Genomic DNA, 19459 nt, shown 5'->3' with positions numbered 1-19459 from the left:
CTAGCGTCGGACGCATGATCGTATGGCTCAACGGCACCCACGGCGCCGGCAAGACGACGACCAGCGGGCTGGTGCGGGAACTCCTCCCGGACTCCCGGGTGTTCGACGCCGAGAAGGTCGGCGAGACGCTCATGGACATCAAGCCGGGGCTGCCGGAGACGGACAACTTCCAGCACTGGCCGCCGTGGCGGCCGCTCGTCGTCGAGACCGCCCGCCGCGTGCTCGACTACACGGGCGGCACCCTGGTGGTGCCGATGACCGTCCTGGTCGAGGAGTACTGGCGGGAGATCAGCGGGGGCCTGGCCGAACACGGCATTCCCGTACGGCACTTCGTCCTCCACGCCGAGCAGGACACCCTCCGGGGGCGTATCGCGGGCGACACCGTCGTCGGCCCCGACTCCCCGTTCCGTCTCAAGTACCTGGAGCCCTACGCCGAGGCCGCCCGCACCTGGCTGCACGCGGAGGCCGAGGTCGTGGACACCACGCACCTCACCCCCGCCCAGGCCGCGCGGCGGATCGCGGAGGCCGTCAAGGGCTGAGGCCCGGTCCCCCCGCCGGGAGTTCCACCGTCACGCGGAGCCCTCCGGCGGGGCGCGGCGCGAGGGTGAGCGTGCCGTCGTGCGCTTGCGCGATGGTCTCGACGATGGCCAGGCCGAGGCCGACGCCCGCCTGGTCGGTGTGGAGGCGCTCGGTGCCGCGCCGGAACGGCTCGGTGAGGCTCGCGGCCAGCTCGGGGGAGACCGGCTCGCCCGTGTTCTCGACCGTGAGCAGCACCCTCTCGGGCCGGACCTCGGTGTCGACCCACACCGTGCCGGGGCCGGGCAGATTGTGCAGGATCGCGTTGTGCACCAGGTTCGTCGTCAGCTGGAGCAGCAGCGCCGCCGACCCGAGAACCGGGGCGATGTCACCGGAGGTCTCGACGGCGACCCCCCGCTTCTCGGCGAGCGGGAGCAGCGTCTCGACGGCCTCTTCGGCGAGCAGGGACAGATCCACGGGTTCGGGCGTGAAGGACCGCTGGTCGGCGCGGCTGAGCACGAGCAGCGCCTCGGTGAGGTCGATCGCCCGGGTGTTGACGGCGTGCAGCCGTCCGATGGTCTCGCCGAGGTCCTGCGTGGGATCGCTCCGGGCCACGTCGAGCAGGGCCCGCGAGATCGCCAGCGGGGTGCGCAGCTCGTGCGAGGCGTTGGCCGCGAACCTCTGCTGCTCGGCGACGCGGGCCTCGAGCCGCGCGAGCATCGCGTCGAAGGCGTCGGCGAGTTCACGGAACTCGTCCTTGCGGCCCGGCAGCCGGATCCGGTGCGAGAGCGATCCTTTCGTGGCCGCGCGGGTGGCCTCCGTGATGCGGTTCAGCGGGGCGAGCATGCGGCCCGCGAGCAGCCACCCGCCCACGAGGCCGAACAGCAGCAGGAACACCATGACGGCGAACGCCCTCGGGGCGAACACGTCCAGGAGGACGGACCGGATGGGAAAGACGCCCTTGGGCCGGTCGTCGGGATTGATGAGCATCGCGCGGTCGGGGACGTACCGCAGCAGGAACACCCACACCGCCGCGAGCAGCAGGCCGCCCGCCACCATGAGGAATCCCGCGTAGCTGAGGGTGAGTTTGAGGCGGACGCTCAGTCCGGGAGCCCTATCCACGCCCGCCTCCGCCGTCCGTCGCCTTCTCGATGCGGTAGCCGACGCCCGGCACCGTCGCGATGATCCAGGGCTCGCCGAGCCGTTTGCGCAGCGCCGAGACGGTGATCCGTACGGCGTTGGTGAACGGGTCGGCGTTCTCGTCCCAAGCGCGTTCCAGGAGTTCCTCGGCGCTCACCACACCCCCCTCGGCGGCGACAAGCACTTCGAGTACGGCGAACTGCTTCCTCGTCAGCGCGACATAGCGGCCGTCCCGGAAGACCTCCCTGCGGAACGGGTCGAGGCGCAGCCCCGCGATCTCCCGCACCGGCGGCCTGCTGTGCGCACGTCTGCGGTCGAGCGCCCTGAGCCTGAGCACGAGTTCCTGGAGTTCGAACGGCTTCGTCAGGTAGTCGTCGGCGCCCAGTTCGAACCCGGAGGCCTTGTCGTCGAGCCGGTCGGCCGCGGTGAGCATGAGGATCGGCATGCCGCTGCCGGACGCGACGATGCGCCGGGCGACCTCGTCGCCGGTCGGCCCGGGGATGTCCCGGTCGAGCACGGCGATGTCGTACGCGTTGACGCTCAACAGCTCCAGGGCCGTTTCGCCGTCCCCCGCGGTGTCCGCCGCGATCGCCTCCAGGCGCAGGCCATCGCGGATCGCTTCTGCCATATAGGGCTCGTCCTCGACGACCAGCACACGCATGCTCCGAGGCTACGAGCCGCCGCATATCGTCGGCATATCGAAAACCGCATACGTGCCGGCAACACCGCGCTGCCTTGACTGGCGGCATGACTCGCATCCCACTGTCGGCCGGGACGGAGCCCCGGCGGACCCACCGGCTTCTCGTCCTCGGTCTGATGGCCGTCATAGCGGCGATCACCGCGACGCTCGCCCACCAGTTGCTCAAGCCCTCGGCCACTTCATCGGCTTCGTCCACGCCGTCCGCCCGGCCCACGCAGACTTCTTCGCCCTCCTCCGCCCCGTCGGCCCTGATGCCGCTTCCCCGTGAACGCGGCGGGGCGCTGGGCGAGGCCGACGGTGCCGTGCCCGACGGCGTGACGGTCTTCGACGGCGAGGTTCCGGCGGTGGCCAAGCTCGACCCGGAGCTGCTCAAGGCCCTGCGCCAGGCGGCGACGGACGCCGCCGACGACGACGTCGAGTTCGCCGTCAACAGCGGCTGGCGCTCCTCGGCGTACCAGGACCAGCTCCTGCGCGAGGCCGTCGCCGAGTACGGGTCCGAGGAGGAGGCCGCCCGCTGGGTGGCCACCCCGGCGACGTCCCCGCACGTGTCGGGGGACGCGGTCGACGTCGGCCCCTCCGACGCGGCGGCCTGGCTGTCCGGACACGGCGCCGGATACGGGCTCTGCCAGATCTACCGCAACGAGGCCTGGCACTACGAACTGCGCCCCGAGGCGATCGACGACGGCTGCCCGCGGATGTACGCCGACCCCACCCAGGACCCGAGGATGCAGAAGTGACCGGCAGCGAACGAGGACAGACGATGACACGGACGGACGCGCCCCCGGCGGCCACTCGGCGTGACCCCGACGATCACCCCGGAGTGTGGCGGGCACGCCTGAGCCGCGTCTCCCGGCCGGACCCCTGGAAGCGCGGACCGGTCCTCGCGGCCCTTGCTCTCCTGCTCGGCCTGCTCATGCTGCTGCACGCACGGATCACGGACCACTGGGGCCTCGGCAGTCTCGTCGAGACCTTCCTGCCGTGGGCCGGCCTGCTCGTCCCGGTGCTGCTCGCCGCGGCACTGTGGCGCCGCTCCGCCTCCGCGACGGTCGCCCTGCTGCTGCCGGCCGTGGTCTGGCTGAACCTCTTCGGCGGGCTGCTCGGCGACAAGTCCCACGGGGGCGGCGATCTCACTCTGGTCAGCCACAACGTCGACGCAGGCAACCCCGACCCGGCCGGCACCGCCCGCGACCTGGCCGCGTCCGGAGCGGACGTCCTCGCACTGGAGGAGATCTCCGAGCGGGACCGGGGCACGTACGAGAAGGAGCTGGCGAAGGCGTACCCGCACCACACGGTGCTCGGCACGGTCGGGCTGTGGAGCAGACTGCCGCTGTCGGACACCCGGCCGGTCGACATCAGGACGGACGTCGGGCCCCTCGGCGACAGCAAGTCGGCCGCGGAGAAGCTGCCCGACAACCGGGCACTGCGCGCCACGGTGGCCACGGACCAGGGCCCGCTCGCGGTGTACGTCGCCCACCTCGGGTCCGTACGCGTGGTTCCGGGGGACGGCTTCGCGACGGCGGACCGGAACCGCAACGCCCAGGCGCTCGCCGAGGCCGTCGCCGCCGAGCGGAACGAACGGGTGGTGCTGCTCGGCGACCTGAACGGCACCACCGACGACCGCGCGCTCGACGGCCTCACCTCGCGGCTGCGCTCGGCCCAGGAAGCGGCCGGGGACGGCTTCGGCTTCAGCTGGCCGGCGGGGTTCCCGGTGGCGCGGATCGACCAGATCCTGGCCGGCGGCGTGGAGCCGGTGAGCTCCTGGGTCCTGCCGGCCACCGGCAGCGACCATCTGCCGGTGGCGGCGGGCATCAGCTGGTGAGCGGCCGACGTCTGGGCAGTTGGCCCGGTGCGGCACGGGACTGATGGGAGCAGGCTGGGCCATTGGTCCAGCGTTCCTCGCCTCGGTTGAACCATTAGCCGCCCAAGTGTTGAAATGGACGGGTCGATGGCGCTGCGGATCTCCGCGGCGCCTTTCTCATGTCGTGGTGCACCTCGGTGCGGATGGGGCGGGGCAACTTGCTGAAGAGGGCGTTCATGGCGCCGGATCCGGGACGGATGCGGCTGCGGTTCGCGATCCGGGCCGTGCTCGGCATCGGTCTTGCCGTGGCGTTGTGCGGAGCCGTCGGGCATTCGCTGGAGGCCGCCATCACCGGTGGTCTTGCCGCGCTGCTCGCCCTGTTCACGGTGACCGACCCGACGGTGCGCGGGCAGGCGGTGACGACCGCGCTGCTGCCGGCCGTCGGCCTTCCCGTACTCGCGCTCGCCGCGTTCCTGCACGACCTGCCGGTCGCCCGCGACCTGGCGTTCCTGGCCGTCGTCGGTCTGGGGGTGTACGCGCGGCGGTGGGGGCCGCGCGGGCACTCGCTCGGCGTCTTCGCCTTCATGACCTTCTTCGCGACCCAGTTCCTGCACACCACGCCCGGGCAGCTCCCGGAGCTGTACGAGGCCGTGCTCCTCTCGCTCGCCGCGTCGTCGGCCGTCCGGTTCGGGGTGTGGTGCTACGAGCGGCGGCTGCCCGCGCCCGCCGCCGTACCGGCCCCCGCCGGGGGCACGGGCCTCGCGCGGATCACGACACGACAGGCGGTGCAGGCGACGCTGGGCGCCGGGTTCGCACTGCTCGTCGGGCAGCTCCTCTCGGACCAGCGGTGGTACTGGGCGGTCGGCGCGACCTGGTGGGTCTTCGTGAACACGACGTCGCGCGGGGAGACCCTGGTGCGTGGCTTCCGGCGGTTCATGGGGACCGTGCTCGGCATCGTCCTCGGGCTCGTCGTCGCGGTGCCGCTGCACGGGGAGCCGGTGGCCGCGGCCGTGGTCGTCGCGCTCAGCGTGTTCGGGATCTTCTACACCGCCGCTGTCTCCTATACGTGGATGATGCTGGCCGTGACCGTCATGGCCAGCATGCTCTACGGGCTGCTCGGCGTGCTCGACCCGGCGCTGCTCGCGCTCCGGGTGACCGAGACGGCCGTCGGCGCGCTCGGTGCCGTACTCGCCGTGCTGCTCGTGCTGCCCGTCACCACGCACGCCACCACGAACGCCTGGGTCGAGCGGGCCCTGCGGTGCGTGCACGCGTGCACCGCGGAGGCCGCCGCACGGCTCGCGGGCGACACCTCGGCGGACCCCGCGCCGCGCGTCGCCGAACTGGAGTCGATCCTCGGCCGCGTACGTCTCTCGCTCTCGCCCCTGGTCCACCCGCTGAGCCCGCTGCGCGCCCGCAAGGGCCGGGCCCGCCAGGTGCTCGCCCTGCTCGACGACTGCGCCCGCGAGGTACGCGGCCTCGCGGCCGTCGCGGCGGACCCGGAGGCCTCGCACGACGACCGCCTCGCCGCCGCGTGCTGGCGGGTGGAGGCCGCGGTGGAGGCGCTCACCGCGCCGGAGCGGATCCTCGGCGGACCGCAGGCCCACCCCGTGGCCCTGCCGCAGGGCGCCGCCGCCGAGCCGGTCCTCGCCCATCTGCACGGTCTGGAGAAGGCGCTGGCGGAGCTGTCGGTGCCGCTGCGGCGTCCGTCCATGGGCTGACCGGGCGCCCCGCGGCACAGGGCTGCCCGGAAGCGCAGGGGCGCGCACACGCCCCTTCCGCGCCCCCGTTTCGAGCTCTGTGTGCGCCCCGCCGTCCGCCCCCGAGCACCCGCTCCGGCCTGCGGTTTCGCGGTGCGACGTGGACACTCCGCCCCCGTCTGAGGCATGTTCACGGGGCACATACAGGGTGGATCACCTCGTCCGAGGGGTAACTCCGCGGCTAACCGAAGCGCGGACCGTGCGGGAGCGGTCCGCGCCCCCGAGCCGCCTGGGGGTGCACCATGCGGAGTTTCCTGCGCAGGGCCGGACACGCGAGGCCCGCGGACCACCAGCGTGCCGCCGACACGGCGGCACCCCACGGCAGCTGCCCCGAAGGCGCGGCGGGCCACGCCGAGGACGACGAGGACCCGGCCCCGGAGCACTCCGACGAGCTGCCTCCGGAACACGGCGAAGGTCCGACCCCGGAAGCCGCCCTCCGGCGCGCCGCGGCCGAGTTCATAGCGCTCCACCACACGGAGGCCCGCCTCGGCGACCCCGCGCCCCGCATGGCGCGCGTCCTCGCCGAGGTCGCGGCCACGGGCACCTACCGCCACACCCCGGAGGAACTCACCTTCGGCGCACGGCTCGCCTGGCGCAACGCCGCGCGCTGCATCGGGCGCCTCTACTGGCGTTCCCTGCGCGTCGTCGACCGCAGGGAGCTGACCGGCGCCGAGGACGTCGCAGCGGCCTGCACGGACCATCTGCGGGCGGCCGTGCGCGAGGGGCGGCGGATCAGGCCCCTCATCACGGTCTTCGCACCCGACGCCCCCGGACGCCCCGGCCCCCGGATCTGGAACGAGCAGCTCATCCGGTACGCCGGCTACGACCGCCCGGGCGCCCGCGTCGTCGGCGACCCGCGCAACGTCGGCATCACCGACCTCGCCCGCCGCCTCGGCTGGCCCGGCGGCCCCGGCGGCGCCTTCGACGTACTGCCCCTGGTGGTCCAGGGGACCGACGACAGGCCCCGCTGGTTCGCTCTGCCGCCCGACGCGGTGGTGGAGGTGGAGATCGAGCACCCCGAGTACGCCCACTGGGCGGCGCTCGGCCTGCGCTGGCACGCCGTGCCCGCGATCGCCTGCATGTGCCTGGAGATCGGCGGCGTCTGCTATCCGGCGGCGCCCTTCAACGGCTGGTACATGGGCACCGAGATCGGCGCCCGCAACCTCGCCGACCGGGACCGCTACGACCTGCTGCCGCGCGTCGCCGAGCTGCTCGGGCTCGACACCGCGAGCGACCGCTCGCTCTGGAAGGACCGTGCGCTCGTGGAGCTCAACCGCGCCGTGCTGCACTCGTTCGACCGGGCCGGCGTCACCATGACCGACCACCACACCGAGTCCCGCCGCTTCCTGACCCACCTCGGCCGCGAGGAGAGCAACGGCAGGACGGTCGGCGCCGACTGGTCCTGGATCGTGCCGCCGCTGTCGGGCAGCGCGACGCCCGTCTTCCACCGCACGTACGACACCGAGGAGCGGCACCCCGCCTACGTCCACCACCCGGAGGCCCTCGCCAGGGCGCGCGGTGAATCCGGCGACGCCTTGATCGAAGACCCCACCCCCTTGGTCTAGACCGATGCTAGCGTCTGCCGCACGGGCGCTCCCCGGACGCGGCGCCCGGGCGAGAGCCGGGATTCGGGCGTCGTGGGTCGAGAGGGGAACGCAGTGGTCGGCAGGCAGGGCGAGGGACGGCGGGCGTACATCGGGTCGTTCACGGCGGCGGGCGGGCTCGGAGTCATCGCCGCCGCCGTCGACCCGGACAGCGGCGCGCTGACCGTCCTCGGCGCCACGGACTCCGTCGCCGACCCCTCCTACCTCGCCCTCTCCCCGGCGGGCGACACGCTGTACGCCGTCAGCGAGACCGCGGACGGCGCCGTCGCCGCGTACCGGGTGGACGGGGGCACGCCCTCACCGACGGGGCCGCCCGTGCTGATCGGCGGCTCCGGGCCCACCCACCTCTCCGTGCACGCGGGCCACGTCCTCACCGCCAACTACGGCTCGGGCAGCGTCTCCGCCCTGCCCGTGTGCCCCGACGGAACGCCCGCCCCCGCGCCCTCCGGCGTCCTGGAACACAGCGGCTCCGGTCCCCATCCGCAGCGCCAGCAGGGCCCGCACGCCCACCAGGTGCTGCCCGATCCGAGCGGCCGCTGGGTCCTCGGCGTCGACCTCGGCACCGACTCCGTGCGCGTCTGCGCGCTCACCCCGGACGGCGGGCTCACGCCGCACCGCGAGGTCGCGCTGCGCCCCGGCTCGGGCCCGCGCCATCTCGCGTTCCACCCGCGCGGCGACCGTGCGTACGTCCTGAACGAGCTCGCCCCGACCCTCACCATCTGCGCCTGGGACGCCGCCGCGGGCGCGTTGAAGCCGCTCGGCGAGGCGGCCGTGCTCCCCGGCCCCGCGGACGGCGACGGCGACGCCTACCCCTCCGAGCTCGTCGTCGCGCCCGACGGCCGCTTCCTGTGGACCGCGACCCGCGGCCAGGACGTCATCTCGGTCCTCGCGCTCGACGAGGCGGGCGAGCGGCCGCGTCTGACGGCCACCGTGCCGTGCGGCGGGCACTGGCCGCGCGACCTGGCCGTCGCCCCCTCGGGGCGGTTCCTGTACGCGGCCAACGAGCGGTCCGGCGACGTGACCTGGTTCGCTCTCGACCCGGAGACCGGCATCCCGCGCCGTGAGGGCTCGATCGAGGCTCCTGCGGCGTCCTGCGTGATCTTCGGCCCCGCGTGACCTGCTCCCGACAGCGGGATACGCCGATGGGCCCGCCCCCCGGGTCAGGGGGCGGGCCCATCGGCGTAACGGCATCAGACCCGCATGCGCGGCCCGGTCAGTGGACCGGCGCGCCCGACGGCTGCTGCGGGGCGATGCCCAGCGCCGTCGCGTACTTCGAGAGCGCCAGCTTGCCGATCGCCGGGTAGGCGCCCAGCGATTCGGCCACCGCGCAGTCGGCGTCCTTGGCGGCCCCTTCGAGCAGGCTCGCGTCGATCTCCGGACCGATCAGGTACGGGGCGAGCGCCAGCTGCGTCGAGCCGGAGCCGCGCAGCTGCTCGGCGGTCGCCGCGATGGCGCCCTCCTGGTCGAGCGCGGCGGCCATCACCGGCACCGCGAGGCGGGCCGCGAGCAGCATGCCGGTGATCCCGGCGGCCTGCACGGCCTCCTCGCCGCCGACCGTGGCGAGGACGATGCCGTCCGCCGCGGTCGCCACCGTGAAGAGCCGGGCGCGGTCGGCGCGGGCCAGACCGGCCTCCGAGAGGCGCACGTGCAGGGCCTCGGCGAGCAGCGGGTGCGGGCCGAGGACGTCCGTCAGCTCGACGGGCGCGCGGCTGTCCATCACGGCCTGCCGCACGCGCCGCATCAGCGCGTTGTCGGGGCCCGCGAGCAGCGGCACCACGACGGCGACGGGTCCGTCGGGCTCGGCGACTTCGGCGCCGGCCGCACGGGCCTGCTCGAAGCGGGCGGCGCGCTCGGCGGAGGCGTGCGCGAGCACGGACTGCAGGGAGGGAAACTCCGGGAACGACGTGGTCGTCGCGTCCTCGGTCCCGTCGAGGTATCCGATGCGGGCGTCAAGGCCGGGGAGCTCGGAGCGGGCGATGCTCACGACCTCCTCGGCGAGGCTGCGCGTGGCGGTGCTGGGGACGCCCGGAACGGCGAGGACGAGCGCGGGCGCGTTCTCGGGAGCCGCCACTGGCTCCGGGCGGCGGTGCCTACCGGGCTGGCGGGGTCGCGGCATTCGTACGGGCAGGCCTGATGCGGGCCCAGTGGGGGAGCTCATGGCGCCGCATGCTACTGGTTTCTGGGGCTCCGCTGTTCGGGGAGGGTGCAGGTGGGCGGTATAAGTCCGCTTTTGTCTTATGAGTTACGTTGAGGACGACTGTCGCCTTCTGAGTGCACGGTCAGCAGGCGCTCGTCCAGCGGCAGCCGCAACCGGTCCGCGGCGAGATCGCGGGCGATCCGCACGGCGCCGTCCAGGGGATCGCCGGCCGCCGCGACCAGGCGTGCCGACGGCAGATGTGCCGCCAGCTCCGCGCGGACCGGAGCCAAGAGCGGCTCGCCCAGTTTGAACAGGCCGCCGGTCAGGGCGACTTCGCAGCCGGCGTCCGGCGCGGGGTGCGGGCAGGCGGTCGCGGCCGCCTGGGCGATGTGCGCGGCCGCGTCCCGCAGGATGCCCGCCGCCACGGCGTCGTGCGGCGCGCAGCGCGCCACCTCGGGCGCGAAGGACGCAAGCACCGCGGGCCGGTCCGTGCGGGGATAGAGCTGCCCCGGCAGGCCGGGCAGCGGGCCGAACAGCTCCTCGGCCCGGTCCCGCAGCGCGGCCGAACCACCGTGCCGCCCGTCGAACTCCCGCATCGCCGCCTCGAGTCCCGCGCGGCCGATCCACGCGCCGCCGCCGCAGTCGCCGAGCAGATGCCCCCAGCCGTCGACCCGCCGCCACGACGCCAGGTCCGTGCCGATCGCGATCAGTCCGGTGCCCGCGGCGACCACCGCGCCCGAGCGGTCGCCGAGCGCTCCCGCGTACGCCGTGACGACGTCCGCGGCGAGCGCCGACTGCCGTACGCCCAGGGCCTGGTGGAGGGCGCCGGGCAGTTCGGCGCGGAGCTCCTCGCCCAGGGTCGCCATGCCCGCGGCCCCCACGGCGACCGCCGCGATCGGGCCGCCGCCCGCACCCTCCGTCAACTCCTTCGCCATGGGCAGGAGTTGACCGAGGAAGTGCGCGGCGTCGATACCGCGCGGGCCGGTGCGCACCGGCTCGTCCGAGCCGATCCGCGCGGGCGCCCGTGTCTCGTCCCGGCCGCCCAGGGCCACCCGCAGCCCCGACCCTCCGGAGTCCACACCGAGGACGTACGCCCCTTCGCCCGGCTCCGTCACGGCAGCCGCCAGTCCACCGGCTGCGCGCCCTGCTTGACCAGCAGGTCATTGGCCCTGCTGAACGGGCGTGAACCGAAGAACCCGCGGTCCGCCGACATGGGCGAGGGATGCGCGGACTCCACCGAGGGCAGCCGGCCGAGCAGCGGCCGAAGATTTCGGGCGTCCCGTCCCCAGAGGATGGAGACGAGCGGCCGCTCGCGCGCCGCGAGCGCCCGGATGGCCTGCTCGGTGACCTCTTCCCAGCCCTTGCCGCGGTGCGCCGCCGGACGCCCCGGCGCCGTGGTGAGCGCCTTGTTGAGCAGCAGCACGCCCTGCCGGGTCCAGGGCGTCAGATCGCCGTTCGACGGCTGCGGCAGCCCCAGGTCGCTGCCCATCTCGCGGTAGATGTTGATGAGGCTGCCGGGCAGCGGACGCACCTCGGGCGCGACCGAGAACGACAGCCCCACCGCGTGCCCCGGTGTCGGGTAGGGGTCCTGCCCGACGATCAGCACCCGCACCTCGTCGAAGGGCTGCTGGAACGCGCGCAGCACGTTCGCCCCCGACGGGAGATAGGTGCGGCCCGCGGCGATCTCCGCGCGCAGGAAGTCGCCCATCCCGGCGATCTTCCCGGCGACGGGTTCGAGGGCCTTCGCCCAGCCTGCTTCGACGGTCTCATGCAAAGGTCGTGGTGCCACGGCGTCACCCTACTGCCGTAACGGGGGCGTCGATCAACCGATGGCCGCCGCCCTGACGCACAGTACGTCCGGCAGGTGGGAGGCCAACTGCTGCCAGCTGTCGCCGTCGTCGGCCGACGCGAACAACTCGCCGTTGCGATTGCCGAAGTAGATGCCCGCCGGGTCCTGGTCGTCGCTGCACATCGCGTCCCGCAGCACCGTGCCGTAGTGGTCCCCCGTGGGCAGGCCCGCGCTCAGCGGCTCCCAGCTCTTGCCCGCGTCCGTCGTGCGGTAGACCCGGCAGCGGTGGTCGGCGGGGACCCGGTCCGCGTCCGCGTTGATCGGGAAGACGTACGCCGTGTCCGCGCGGTGCGGGTGGGCGACGGCCGCGAAACCGAAGGTGGAGGGCAGGCCCTCGCCGATGTCCGTCCAGTTGGCGCCCGCGTCGTCGCTTCGGTACACGCCCCAGTGGTTCTGCAGATACAGGCGGTCCGGGTCGACGGCGTCGCGCGCGACCTTGTGCACGCACTGCCCGAACTCCGGGTCCGGGTCGGGCAGGAAGACCGCGGACACCCCGTGGTTGGACGGGGCCCAGCTCTCGCCGCCGTCCTTCGTGCGGAACACCCCGGCGGTGGAGACGGCGACCGTCAGCGCCTTCTTGTCGCGGGGGTCCGTGAGGACCGTGTGCAGGCCCTCTCCGCCGCCGCCCGGCACCCACTTGTCGCGGGTCGGGTGCTCCCAGAGGGGGCGGACCAGCTCGAAGGACTCGCCGCGGTCCTCCGAGCGGTAGAGCGCGGCCGGTTCGGTGCCCGCGTACACCACGTCCGGCTCGGCGGCCGCGGGGTGCAGCTGCCAGACGCGCTCCAGGGAGGCCTCGGTGTCCTTGGGGAACTTGACGGCCGCCTTCTTCGGTTCCGTCCAGGTCCTGCCCAGGTCGTCCGAGTGGAAGACGGACGGGCCGTAGTGCGAGCTGTCGCCGCCGACCAGGAGGCGGGGGGACGCACCACGGGTGTCGATGGCCACCGAATAGATGGCCTGCGCGTTGAAGTACGGACCTTCGTCGAACTGCCAGCTGCTCTCGCCGCTGCGTTTGCGGCCGATGAAGAGGCCTTTGCGGGTGCCTACGGTCAGGATCAGGTCGGCCATGGCGGTCACCTCCGGGACGTCGTTGTCTCAGGTATCAGCCAGTCTGCACCTCGGCACTGACAACGGGCCCCGTGAGCGGCGTTTACGCAGGTGGGCGGGGGTGTCCGCGCGGCCGGGTCAGCCGTCGGACGGGCCGGACAGCTCCGCGCCGACCTCCGCGATCGCCTCCGGCCCCACCCTGCAGCAGCCCCCGATCAGCCGCGCCCCCGCGTCCCGCCAGGCCGCCGCACGGCCGGGGGTGAAGCGGGCCGGGCCGTGCCACGCACGTGCCGTCGCGTCCCAGGTCTCCCCGCTGTTGGGGTAGACCACCACCGGCTTCCCGGTGATCCTCGCGGCGAGCCGTACCGCCGCGTCCGCGTCGCGCGGATCGCAGCAGTTGACGCCCACCGCGATGATCTCCTCGGCGTCGGCCGCCAGGGCGAAGGCCTCCGTCAGGGGCTGCCCGGCACGGGTGAAGCCGCCGGCCACCGTGTACGACAGCCACGCCGGGACGCCCAGACCCCGCACGGCCCGCAGCAGCGCCCGCGCCTCGTCCGTGTCCGGCACCGTCTCCAGGGCGAGCACGTCCGGCGCCGCCGAGGCGAGCACCTCCAGGCGCGGCCGGTGGAAACGCTCAAGACCGGCCACCGTGAGTCCGTACCGGCCCCGGTACTCGGAGCCGTCCGCGAGCAGTGCCCCATAGGGCCCCGCCGACGCGGCCACCCACACCTCGCGGCCGTCGGCCGGCGCGGCACCCCGCGCCAGCTCCACGCTCAGCCGCAGGAGTTCCGCCGCCCCGGCCGCGTCCACGCCCTGCTTCGCGAATCCCTCGAACGTCGCCTGATAGCTCGCCGTGGTGGCGATGTCCGCGCCTGCCGCGTAGTACGCCCGGTGCGCCGCCGCGATCGCCTCCGGCTCGTCGGCCAGGAGCCGCGCCGACCACAGGGCGTCGCTCAGGTCGTGCCCGGCGGCCTCCAGCTGGTTGGAGAGGCCGCCGTCAAGGACGAGCGGCCGGCGGTTGAGGGCCTCTGCGAGTCTCACGCCGTCGACGCTAGCCGAGGCGCGGGCAGCGGGAAGTGGCAGGCGACCCGGTGTCCCGCGCTGTTCGGCGTGGTCACCGGCGGCTCCGTGGTCGCACACACCTCCTGGGCCATCGGGCACCGGGTGCGGAAGCGGCACCCCGAAGGGGGCTTCGCGGCCGACGGCGTCTCGCCCTCCAGAGGCGTGCGGGCCAGGCCCGCCGACGCTTCCGGGTCGGGCAGGTTCACCGTGTCGAGCAGCCCCCGCGTGTAGGGGTGCAGCGGATGCGCGTACACCTGCTCGGCGGGCCCCGACTCCACCAGCTTGCCGAGGTACATCACCCCGACCGTGTCCGCCAGATGACGTACGACGGCCAGATCGTGCGAGATGAACAGATACGTCAGGCCGCGCTCCCGCTGCAGCTCCCGCATCAGGTTCAGGATCTGCGCCTGGACGGACACGTCGAGCGCGGAGACCGGCTCGTCCGCGACCACCAGATCGGGTGAGAGTGTCAACGCCCGTGCCAGGCCGAGGCGTTGGCGCTGTCCGCCGGAGAACTCGTGCGGGTAGCGGTGCACGGCGCCGCGCGGCAGGCCGACCGCGTCCAGGAGTCCGTCGATCAGCGCCCGCCTGCTCGCGCGGTCACCGACGCCCTGGATCGCCAGGGGCTCCCGCAGGATCTCGCCGACCCGCATGCGGGGGTCCATGGCGGCGGTGGAGTCCTGGAACATCAGCTGCACGCGCCGCCGGTGCGCGCGCCGCTCGGACCGTGACATCTCCGCCGGATCGTGCCCCTCGAAGAGCACCCGCCCCGCCGTCGGCGCCTCCAGGCCCGCGACGATCCGCCCGAGCGTCGTCTTGCCGCACCCGGACTCGCCGACCATGCCGAACGTCTCGCCCCTGCGGATCTCCAGGGACACCCCGCCGACCGCGCTGACCGTTCCCCGGCCGCGCGAGAACACACCGCCCTTGAGCGGGAACTCCTTGACCAGACCGCCCAGTTCGACGAGTACGTCACCGGGCGCGCCCGAAGGGGAAGCGGCGGCCGGTACCACGAGCTCCGTGTCCGCGGCGTCGTCCGGCACCGGGTGGAAGCAGGCGAACCGGTGCTCCCCGCCCCGCACTTCGTCGTCGGCGAGCGGCGGCTCCTGCGTGCGGCACTCGTCCGTGGCGAAGGAACAGCGCGGCGCGAACCGGCACCCCGTGGGGCGCGTCGACAGGTTCGGCGGCAGCCCCGGAATCGTGTGCAGTTCGGTCCCGCCGTCCGCCGCGCGCTCGGGGAGCGAGGCGAACAGGGCCTCCGTGTAGCGATGCCTGGGACGCGCGAACAGGCCCCGCACATCAGCCTGTTCGGCCACCTTCCCGGCGTACATCACCGCGACGCGGTCGACGCGGTTGGCGATGACGCCCAGATCGTGGGTGACCAGGATCATCGCCATGCCGAGCCGCTCGCGCAGACCGTCGATCAGCTCCAGGATCTGGTGCTGCGTGGTCACGTCGAGCGCGGTCGTCGGCTCGTCGGCGATCAGCAGCTTCGGCTCGCAGACCAGGGCCATGGCGATCGCCACGCGCTGGCGCATGCCGCCCGAGAGCTGGTGCGGATAGGCCTTCATGCGCTCGGCGGGCTGTGGCATGCCGACCAGGCGCAGCATGTCCTCGGCCCGCGCCCATGCCTCCTTGCCGTTCAGATCGGGGCGGTGCAGGAGCAGCGGCTCGGCGACCTGCGCGCCGATCGTCATCGTGGGGTTGAGGGAGGTCAGCGGGGACTGGAAGACCATGCCGATGGTGTTGCCCCGTACGTCCTGGAGTACGGGCGCGGGGGCGGCGGCGAGGTCCGTGCCGTCGAACAGGACGCGTCCGCCGGTGACTTCGCCGCCCGGCGGCAGCAGTCCGAGGACGCTCAGCGCGGTCATCGTCTTGCCGCAGCCCGACTCGCCGACGATGCCCAGGGCCTCACCGGGGGCGAGTTCGAGGGACACGCCGTCCAGGGCGTGCACGGTGCGCCCGCGCGAGGCGATGTCGACGCGCAGGTCTTCGATCCGGAGCAGCGGCCCGGCCCCGGACGGCGGCCCGGTCATCTCTGAGGTCATCTCCGTGCTCTCCCTCTACTTCCGCAGCCGTACGTCGAACGCGTCCCGCAGCCCGTCACCGATGAAGTTGAACGCGGCGACGACGAGGACGATCGCGATGCCCGGCGGGAAGATCAGCCACCAGTAGCCGTTCTGTGTGTAGGTGATGCCGGCCGACAGCATCGAGCCCCAGTCCGCCGACGGCGGCGGGATGCTCAGCCCCAGGAAGGCGAGATAGCTGACGTAGAGGATCGCGTCGGCTATCTGGAAGGTGCAGTTGACGATGACCGTGCCGATCGCGTTCGGCACGATGTGCCGGAACACGGCCCGCGCACCGCCGCCGCCCATCATCCGCATGGCCTGCACATACTCGCGGTCGCGCAGGGCGAGCGCCTCGCCGCGCACCAGGCGGGCCGGGGAGAGCCAGGCGACCGACGCGATGATGAGGATGAGGACGCCCTTGCCGGGCGTGATGATCGCGGCGACCACGACGAGCAGGAACATCGCGGGGATCGCGAGCGCCGCGTCGGTGATCCGCATCATCGCGGCGTCCACCCAGCCGCCGAAGTACCCGGCGACGGCGCCGTACACGGTCCCGAAGAGCGTTGCCAGGAGGCCCGCCGCCAGGCCGACTTCGAGCGACGTCCGCCCGGCGACCATCAGCCGGCCCACCATGTCGTACCCGAGATCGGTGGTGCCCAGGAGGTGGCCGGGGCTGCCCGGCGCGAGATTGGCCTGCGCGAGGTCGGTGTGCACCTGCTCGGTGGGGTACAGCAGCGGCCCGAGATAGCTGAAGGCCAGGAGCAGGACCAGGACCACCACGCCCGTCAGGGCGAGCTTGTTGCCGGTGAAGACCCGCAGTGTGCGGCGGGCGAGCGAGGGCGTGGCCTGCGCGGCCTCTTCCTGGCCGGGGGCGACGGCAGGGGCGGTCGCGGAACTCATGCCACGCTCCGTATCCGGGGGTCGAGGACGGCGTACAGGATGTCGGTGAGCAGCGAGCCGACGACGGTGGCGATGCCGACGACGAGGGTCACGCCGAGCAGCACGGGGAAGTCGGAGCCCTGGGCCGCGTTCCAGAACAGCAGCCCCATTCCCGGGTAGTTGAACATCGACTCGACGACGAGCGCGCCGCTGAACAGGGTCGGCAGATAGAGGCCGAGCAGCGTGGCGAGCGGGATCAGCGCGTTGCGCAGGACGTGCCGCACCATGATCCGGCGGCTCGACTGGCCCTTGGCCATCGCGGTACGGACGTACTCCTCGCTGAGGTTGTCGAGCACCGCCGAGCGCATATAGCGGCTGAACATCGCCACGATGCCGAACGCCATGGTGACGACGGGCAGGATCAACCCCGTCGCGTCGCCGAGGAGTTCGCCGATCGTCTCGCCCTGGGGCGCCTCCGCCGGGAGGACCGGCATCACCTGGGCGAACAGGATGATCATGATGAGGCCGAGGAAGAACACCGGCGTCGCGTACAGCAGGAAGGCGAGGCCCGTCAGCGCGTAGTCCGACGCCTTCCCGCGCCGCACGGCCTGCAGCAGACCGAGCGGGACGGCGATGAGCACCGCGAGGACCGTGGACAGGACCGTCAGGAGCAGCGTCTTCGGCAGCCGCTGCTTGAGCAGCTCGAAGACCGGCGAGTTGAGCTTGAAGGACTCGCCGAGGTCGCCCGTGAAGAGCCGCTTCAGGTACATCACGTACTGCGCGGGCAGCGAACGGTCGTATCCCTGCTGGTGGTTGAAGGTCTCGATCTGCTGCGGGGTGCCCTTGGGGCCGAGGATCGCGCGGGCCGGGCCGCCGGGCAGCATGTGCAGCAGCGTGAAGACGATGACCGAGACCAGGAAGAGCACGACGAGCGCCTGAAGGAAGCGCTTGACCAGAAAGCCGGTCACTGCTCGGCTCCCTTCTTCTTGACGTAGTACCAGTCCTGCGGCGCGAAGGTGACCGTCGGGTTCTGCCCGATGCCCCGCAAGTCGTTGCGGATCACGGAGACTTGGTACGCCGGGTTGGGCATCCACATCACCGGAAGCCGCTCGGCGAGATACTCGCCGTACTCGTGCACGGCCTTCATGTCGGGGGAGTACTGCGCGCCCCGGATGATGCGGTCGGCCCTCTTGTCGCTGTAGTTCCCGAAGTTGGCCGAGGCGCCGGTAGAGAAGAGCTGCTCACCGCTGGGGTTGAGCGGGTAGTACCAGGACCCGGCCGTCCCGAAGAACGACATGTCCCAGTCGCAGCCGGGGTCCTTCGCCTTGCAGGGCACCGAGTTGCCGAGCACCGAGTTCAGTGGCTGCTGGCGCACGGTGAGGTCGATGCCGGCCTTGGAGAGCGAGGACTTCAGCTCCTGCATCATGTTCGTCGTCTCGGTGGAGCCGGACTGGGAGAGCAGGGTCAGTTCGAGCGGGGTGTTCCGCGCGATGCCCTTGCCGCACTCGTCGGCGCCCGTTCCGGGGCGCACGCAGCGGGCGATCCCGTCCTCGGTCCGCCAGCCGTGGGCCGTGAGCAGCTCGCGCGCCTTGCCGACGGAGAACGGGTACCGGTTCTTCTCCATCTCGGCGGAGAGGTACTGGCTCTTGGGCGTCACCGGCACCGGGCCGAGCGTCGGGGTGGCGCTGCCCTGCCAGATGACGTCGCTCATCGCCCTCTGGTCGACGAGGTGCTGCATCGCCTGCCGGACGTAGAGCTGGTCCATGACCGGGCCCGCGTGGGTGGAGTTGAAGTTGTAGACGATGTACGTCACCGCCCAGCCCTCCCACGGGTCGACGCGGTAGCCCTTCTCCTCGAACCTCTCCTTCTGCGCCATCACCGACGGCGGGATGTATCCGTAGTCCACGCCGCCCGAACGCAGCACGTTGTACTCGGAGTCGGCGGTGGTGAAGGGCTTGAAGACCACCTTGTCGAGGTGCGGGCGCTGCGACTTCGGGCCGGTGTACTTCTCGTTCGGGACGATGGTGACCTGGCCGTTGTCGCGCCATCCGGCCAGCTTCCAGGGGCCGTTGACCGTCTTCCAGAGCGGGTCGGTGCCGTATGAGCCGAGGCTCTTCGCGTGCCGGGTGAGCCGCGCGAAGACCGCCTTGGCGCCCGCCTTCGTGCGGTCCCAGTCGGCGACCTTCCCGCCCTCGGTCTTCGCGCCCCAGGCGTGCTGGGGCAGCGCCCGCATCAGCGTGAGCTGGTTGGCCGTGAACCAGTCGGGGTTGTAGGCGCGGCTCAGGTGCAGCCGCACGGTGTGGTCGCCGACGGTCTCGAACCGCTTGACGTTGTCGGGCATCGTGCCGACCGAGTAGTTGCCCCAGCTCGTCCTGTTGGCCTTGACGAGGTTGAACCAGAACTCGATGTCGCGGCTGGTGACCGGCTTCCCGTCGGACCACTTCACGCCCTCGCGCAGCGGCACGGTCACCGTCTTGTTGCCGTCGCCGAACTCCGGTTCCAGGCCCAGGGTGCTCGGGCCGTGCGTGGCCAACTCGTCCTCGCCCTTGACCTGCACGGCGTCGTACACGGGCATGAAGAGCAGCGACTGGATGCCGTAGTTGTACGAGCCGCCGTAGCCCGGAGCGCCGATCGGGAAGATCCAGTTGGGCGTCGCGGCGGGCGGCAGCGCCATCGTCGCCGTGCCGCCCTCGACCGGGGTGCCTCCGGTGGGGCCCATGTCGACGCGGCCGCCCTCCTGGGTGCATCCCGTGAGCGCCGCCGCCAGGACGAGCAGCGCCGCGGCCGCGGACCTGAGTGAGCGCATGGCGATGGGCCTCCAAGGGGTACGGGGACCCGCCCCACACCGGAGAGCGACGGGGCGGCGCCCGAACGCTAGGCCGGGCGCGAAAACCAAGTCAATAG

General features: G+C 72.8%; 17 protein-coding genes. 6 read left to right on the top strand and 11 right to left on the bottom strand.

Annotated elements, in window-relative coordinates:
- Positions 1-14 precede the first annotated feature (14 nt).
- The gene (locus ACIBKX_RS34500) at positions 15-539 is read left to right on the top strand and encodes an ATP-binding protein (RefSeq protein WP_363274520.1); all 525 of its coding nucleotides are present in this window, start codon (positions 15-17) and stop codon (positions 537-539) included.
- Here the strand turns inward: ACIBKX_RS34500 and ACIBKX_RS34495 are convergent.
- Together ACIBKX_RS34495 and ACIBKX_RS34490 are read right to left on the bottom strand one after the other, a co-directional pair.
- The gene (locus ACIBKX_RS34495) at positions 529-1638 is read right to left on the bottom strand and encodes a HAMP domain-containing sensor histidine kinase (RefSeq protein ID WP_363274519.1); all 1110 of its coding nucleotides are present in this window, start codon (positions 1636-1638) and stop codon (positions 529-531) included. The two genes, ACIBKX_RS34500 and ACIBKX_RS34495, sit on opposite strands and share 11 nt — an antisense overlap.
- On the bottom strand, positions 1631-2317 hold the full coding sequence (locus ACIBKX_RS34490) for a response regulator transcription factor (RefSeq protein ID WP_363274517.1): 687 nt from the start codon (positions 2315-2317) through the stop codon (positions 1631-1633). The genes ACIBKX_RS34495 and ACIBKX_RS34490 overlap by 8 nt, the downstream gene beginning before the upstream one ends.
- 86 nt (positions 2318-2403) lie before the next feature.
- On the opposite strand from ACIBKX_RS34490, the gene ACIBKX_RS34485 reads away from it, so the two are divergent.
- From ACIBKX_RS34485 to ACIBKX_RS34465, 5 genes are all read left to right on the top strand, one after another.
- Entirely contained in the window at positions 2404-3093 is a 690-nt protein-coding gene (locus tag ACIBKX_RS34485) for a M15 family metallopeptidase (protein ID WP_363274515.1), read from the top strand.
- Positions 3094-3116: 23 nt separating this feature from the next.
- A complete protein-coding gene (locus ACIBKX_RS34480) occupies positions 3117-4175 on the top strand; it encodes an endonuclease/exonuclease/phosphatase family protein (protein ID WP_363274514.1) in 1059 nt (352 codons plus the stop codon).
- A 197-nt stretch (positions 4176-4372) separates the two neighbouring features.
- Positions 4373-5872, top strand: coding sequence for an FUSC family protein (locus tag ACIBKX_RS34475; RefSeq protein WP_363274513.1), 1500 nt, complete (start codon positions 4373-4375; stop codon positions 5870-5872).
- A 281-nt stretch (positions 5873-6153) separates the two neighbouring features.
- On the top strand, positions 6154-7476 hold the full coding sequence (locus ACIBKX_RS34470; RefSeq protein WP_363274512.1) for a nitric oxide synthase oxygenase: 1323 nt from the start codon (positions 6154-6156) through the stop codon (positions 7474-7476).
- 93 nt (positions 7477-7569) lie between these two features.
- Positions 7570-8631, top strand: a complete 1062-nt coding sequence (locus ACIBKX_RS34465; RefSeq protein ID WP_363274511.1) for a lactonase family protein — start codon at positions 7570-7572, stop codon at positions 8629-8631.
- A 97-nt stretch (positions 8632-8728) separates the two neighbouring features.
- Here ACIBKX_RS34465 and ACIBKX_RS34460 read toward each other — a convergent pair whose 3' ends face one another.
- From ACIBKX_RS34460 to ACIBKX_RS34420, 9 genes are all read right to left on the bottom strand, one after another.
- Positions 8729-9673 (bottom strand): hypothetical protein, encoded by a 945-nt coding sequence (locus ACIBKX_RS34460; protein WP_363274510.1) that lies wholly within the window; start codon positions 9671-9673, stop codon positions 8729-8731.
- 77 nt (positions 9674-9750) lie between these two features.
- Positions 9751-10767 (bottom strand): BadF/BadG/BcrA/BcrD ATPase family protein, encoded by a 1017-nt coding sequence (locus ACIBKX_RS34455; protein WP_363274508.1) that lies wholly within the window; start codon positions 10765-10767, stop codon positions 9751-9753.
- A complete protein-coding gene (locus ACIBKX_RS34450; protein WP_363274507.1) occupies positions 10764-11441 on the bottom strand; it encodes a uracil-DNA glycosylase in 678 nt (225 codons plus the stop codon). Before ACIBKX_RS34450 ends, ACIBKX_RS34455 begins: the two co-directional genes overlap by 4 nt.
- Positions 11442-11474: 33 nt before the next feature.
- Complete coding sequence (locus ACIBKX_RS34445) at positions 11475-12566, bottom strand: exo-alpha-sialidase (RefSeq protein ID WP_363274506.1); 1092 nt, start codon at positions 12564-12566, stop codon at positions 11475-11477.
- A gap of 117 nt (positions 12567-12683) precedes the next feature.
- Positions 12684-13586, bottom strand: coding sequence for a homocysteine S-methyltransferase (mmuM, locus tag ACIBKX_RS34440; protein ID WP_363274505.1), 903 nt, complete (start codon positions 13584-13586; stop codon positions 12684-12686).
- Complete coding sequence (locus ACIBKX_RS34435; protein ID WP_363274503.1) at positions 13583-15655, bottom strand: ABC transporter ATP-binding protein; 2073 nt, start codon at positions 15653-15655, stop codon at positions 13583-13585. Before ACIBKX_RS34435 ends, mmuM begins: the two co-directional genes overlap by 4 nt.
- 15 nt (positions 15656-15670) lie before the next feature.
- Positions 15671-16576 (bottom strand): ABC transporter permease, encoded by a 906-nt coding sequence (locus ACIBKX_RS34430; RefSeq protein ID WP_363274502.1) that lies wholly within the window; start codon positions 16574-16576, stop codon positions 15671-15673.
- Entirely contained in the window at positions 16573-17523 is a 951-nt protein-coding gene (locus ACIBKX_RS34425; protein ID WP_363274501.1) for an ABC transporter permease, read from the bottom strand. The genes ACIBKX_RS34430 and ACIBKX_RS34425 overlap by 4 nt, the downstream gene beginning before the upstream one ends.
- Complete coding sequence (locus tag ACIBKX_RS34420) at positions 17520-19361, bottom strand: peptide ABC transporter substrate-binding protein (protein ID WP_363274500.1); 1842 nt, start codon at positions 19359-19361, stop codon at positions 17520-17522. Before ACIBKX_RS34420 ends, ACIBKX_RS34425 begins: the two co-directional genes overlap by 4 nt.
- Between the last annotated feature and the right edge of the window lie 98 nt (positions 19362-19459).

Source organism: Streptomyces sp. NPDC050658, assembly GCF_044457025.1.
Lineage (GTDB): Bacteria > Actinomycetota > Actinomycetes > Streptomycetales > Streptomycetaceae > Streptomyces.
Note: the sequence above shows the minus strand (reverse complement) of the source record. Positions and strands in the feature narration are given on the sequence as shown.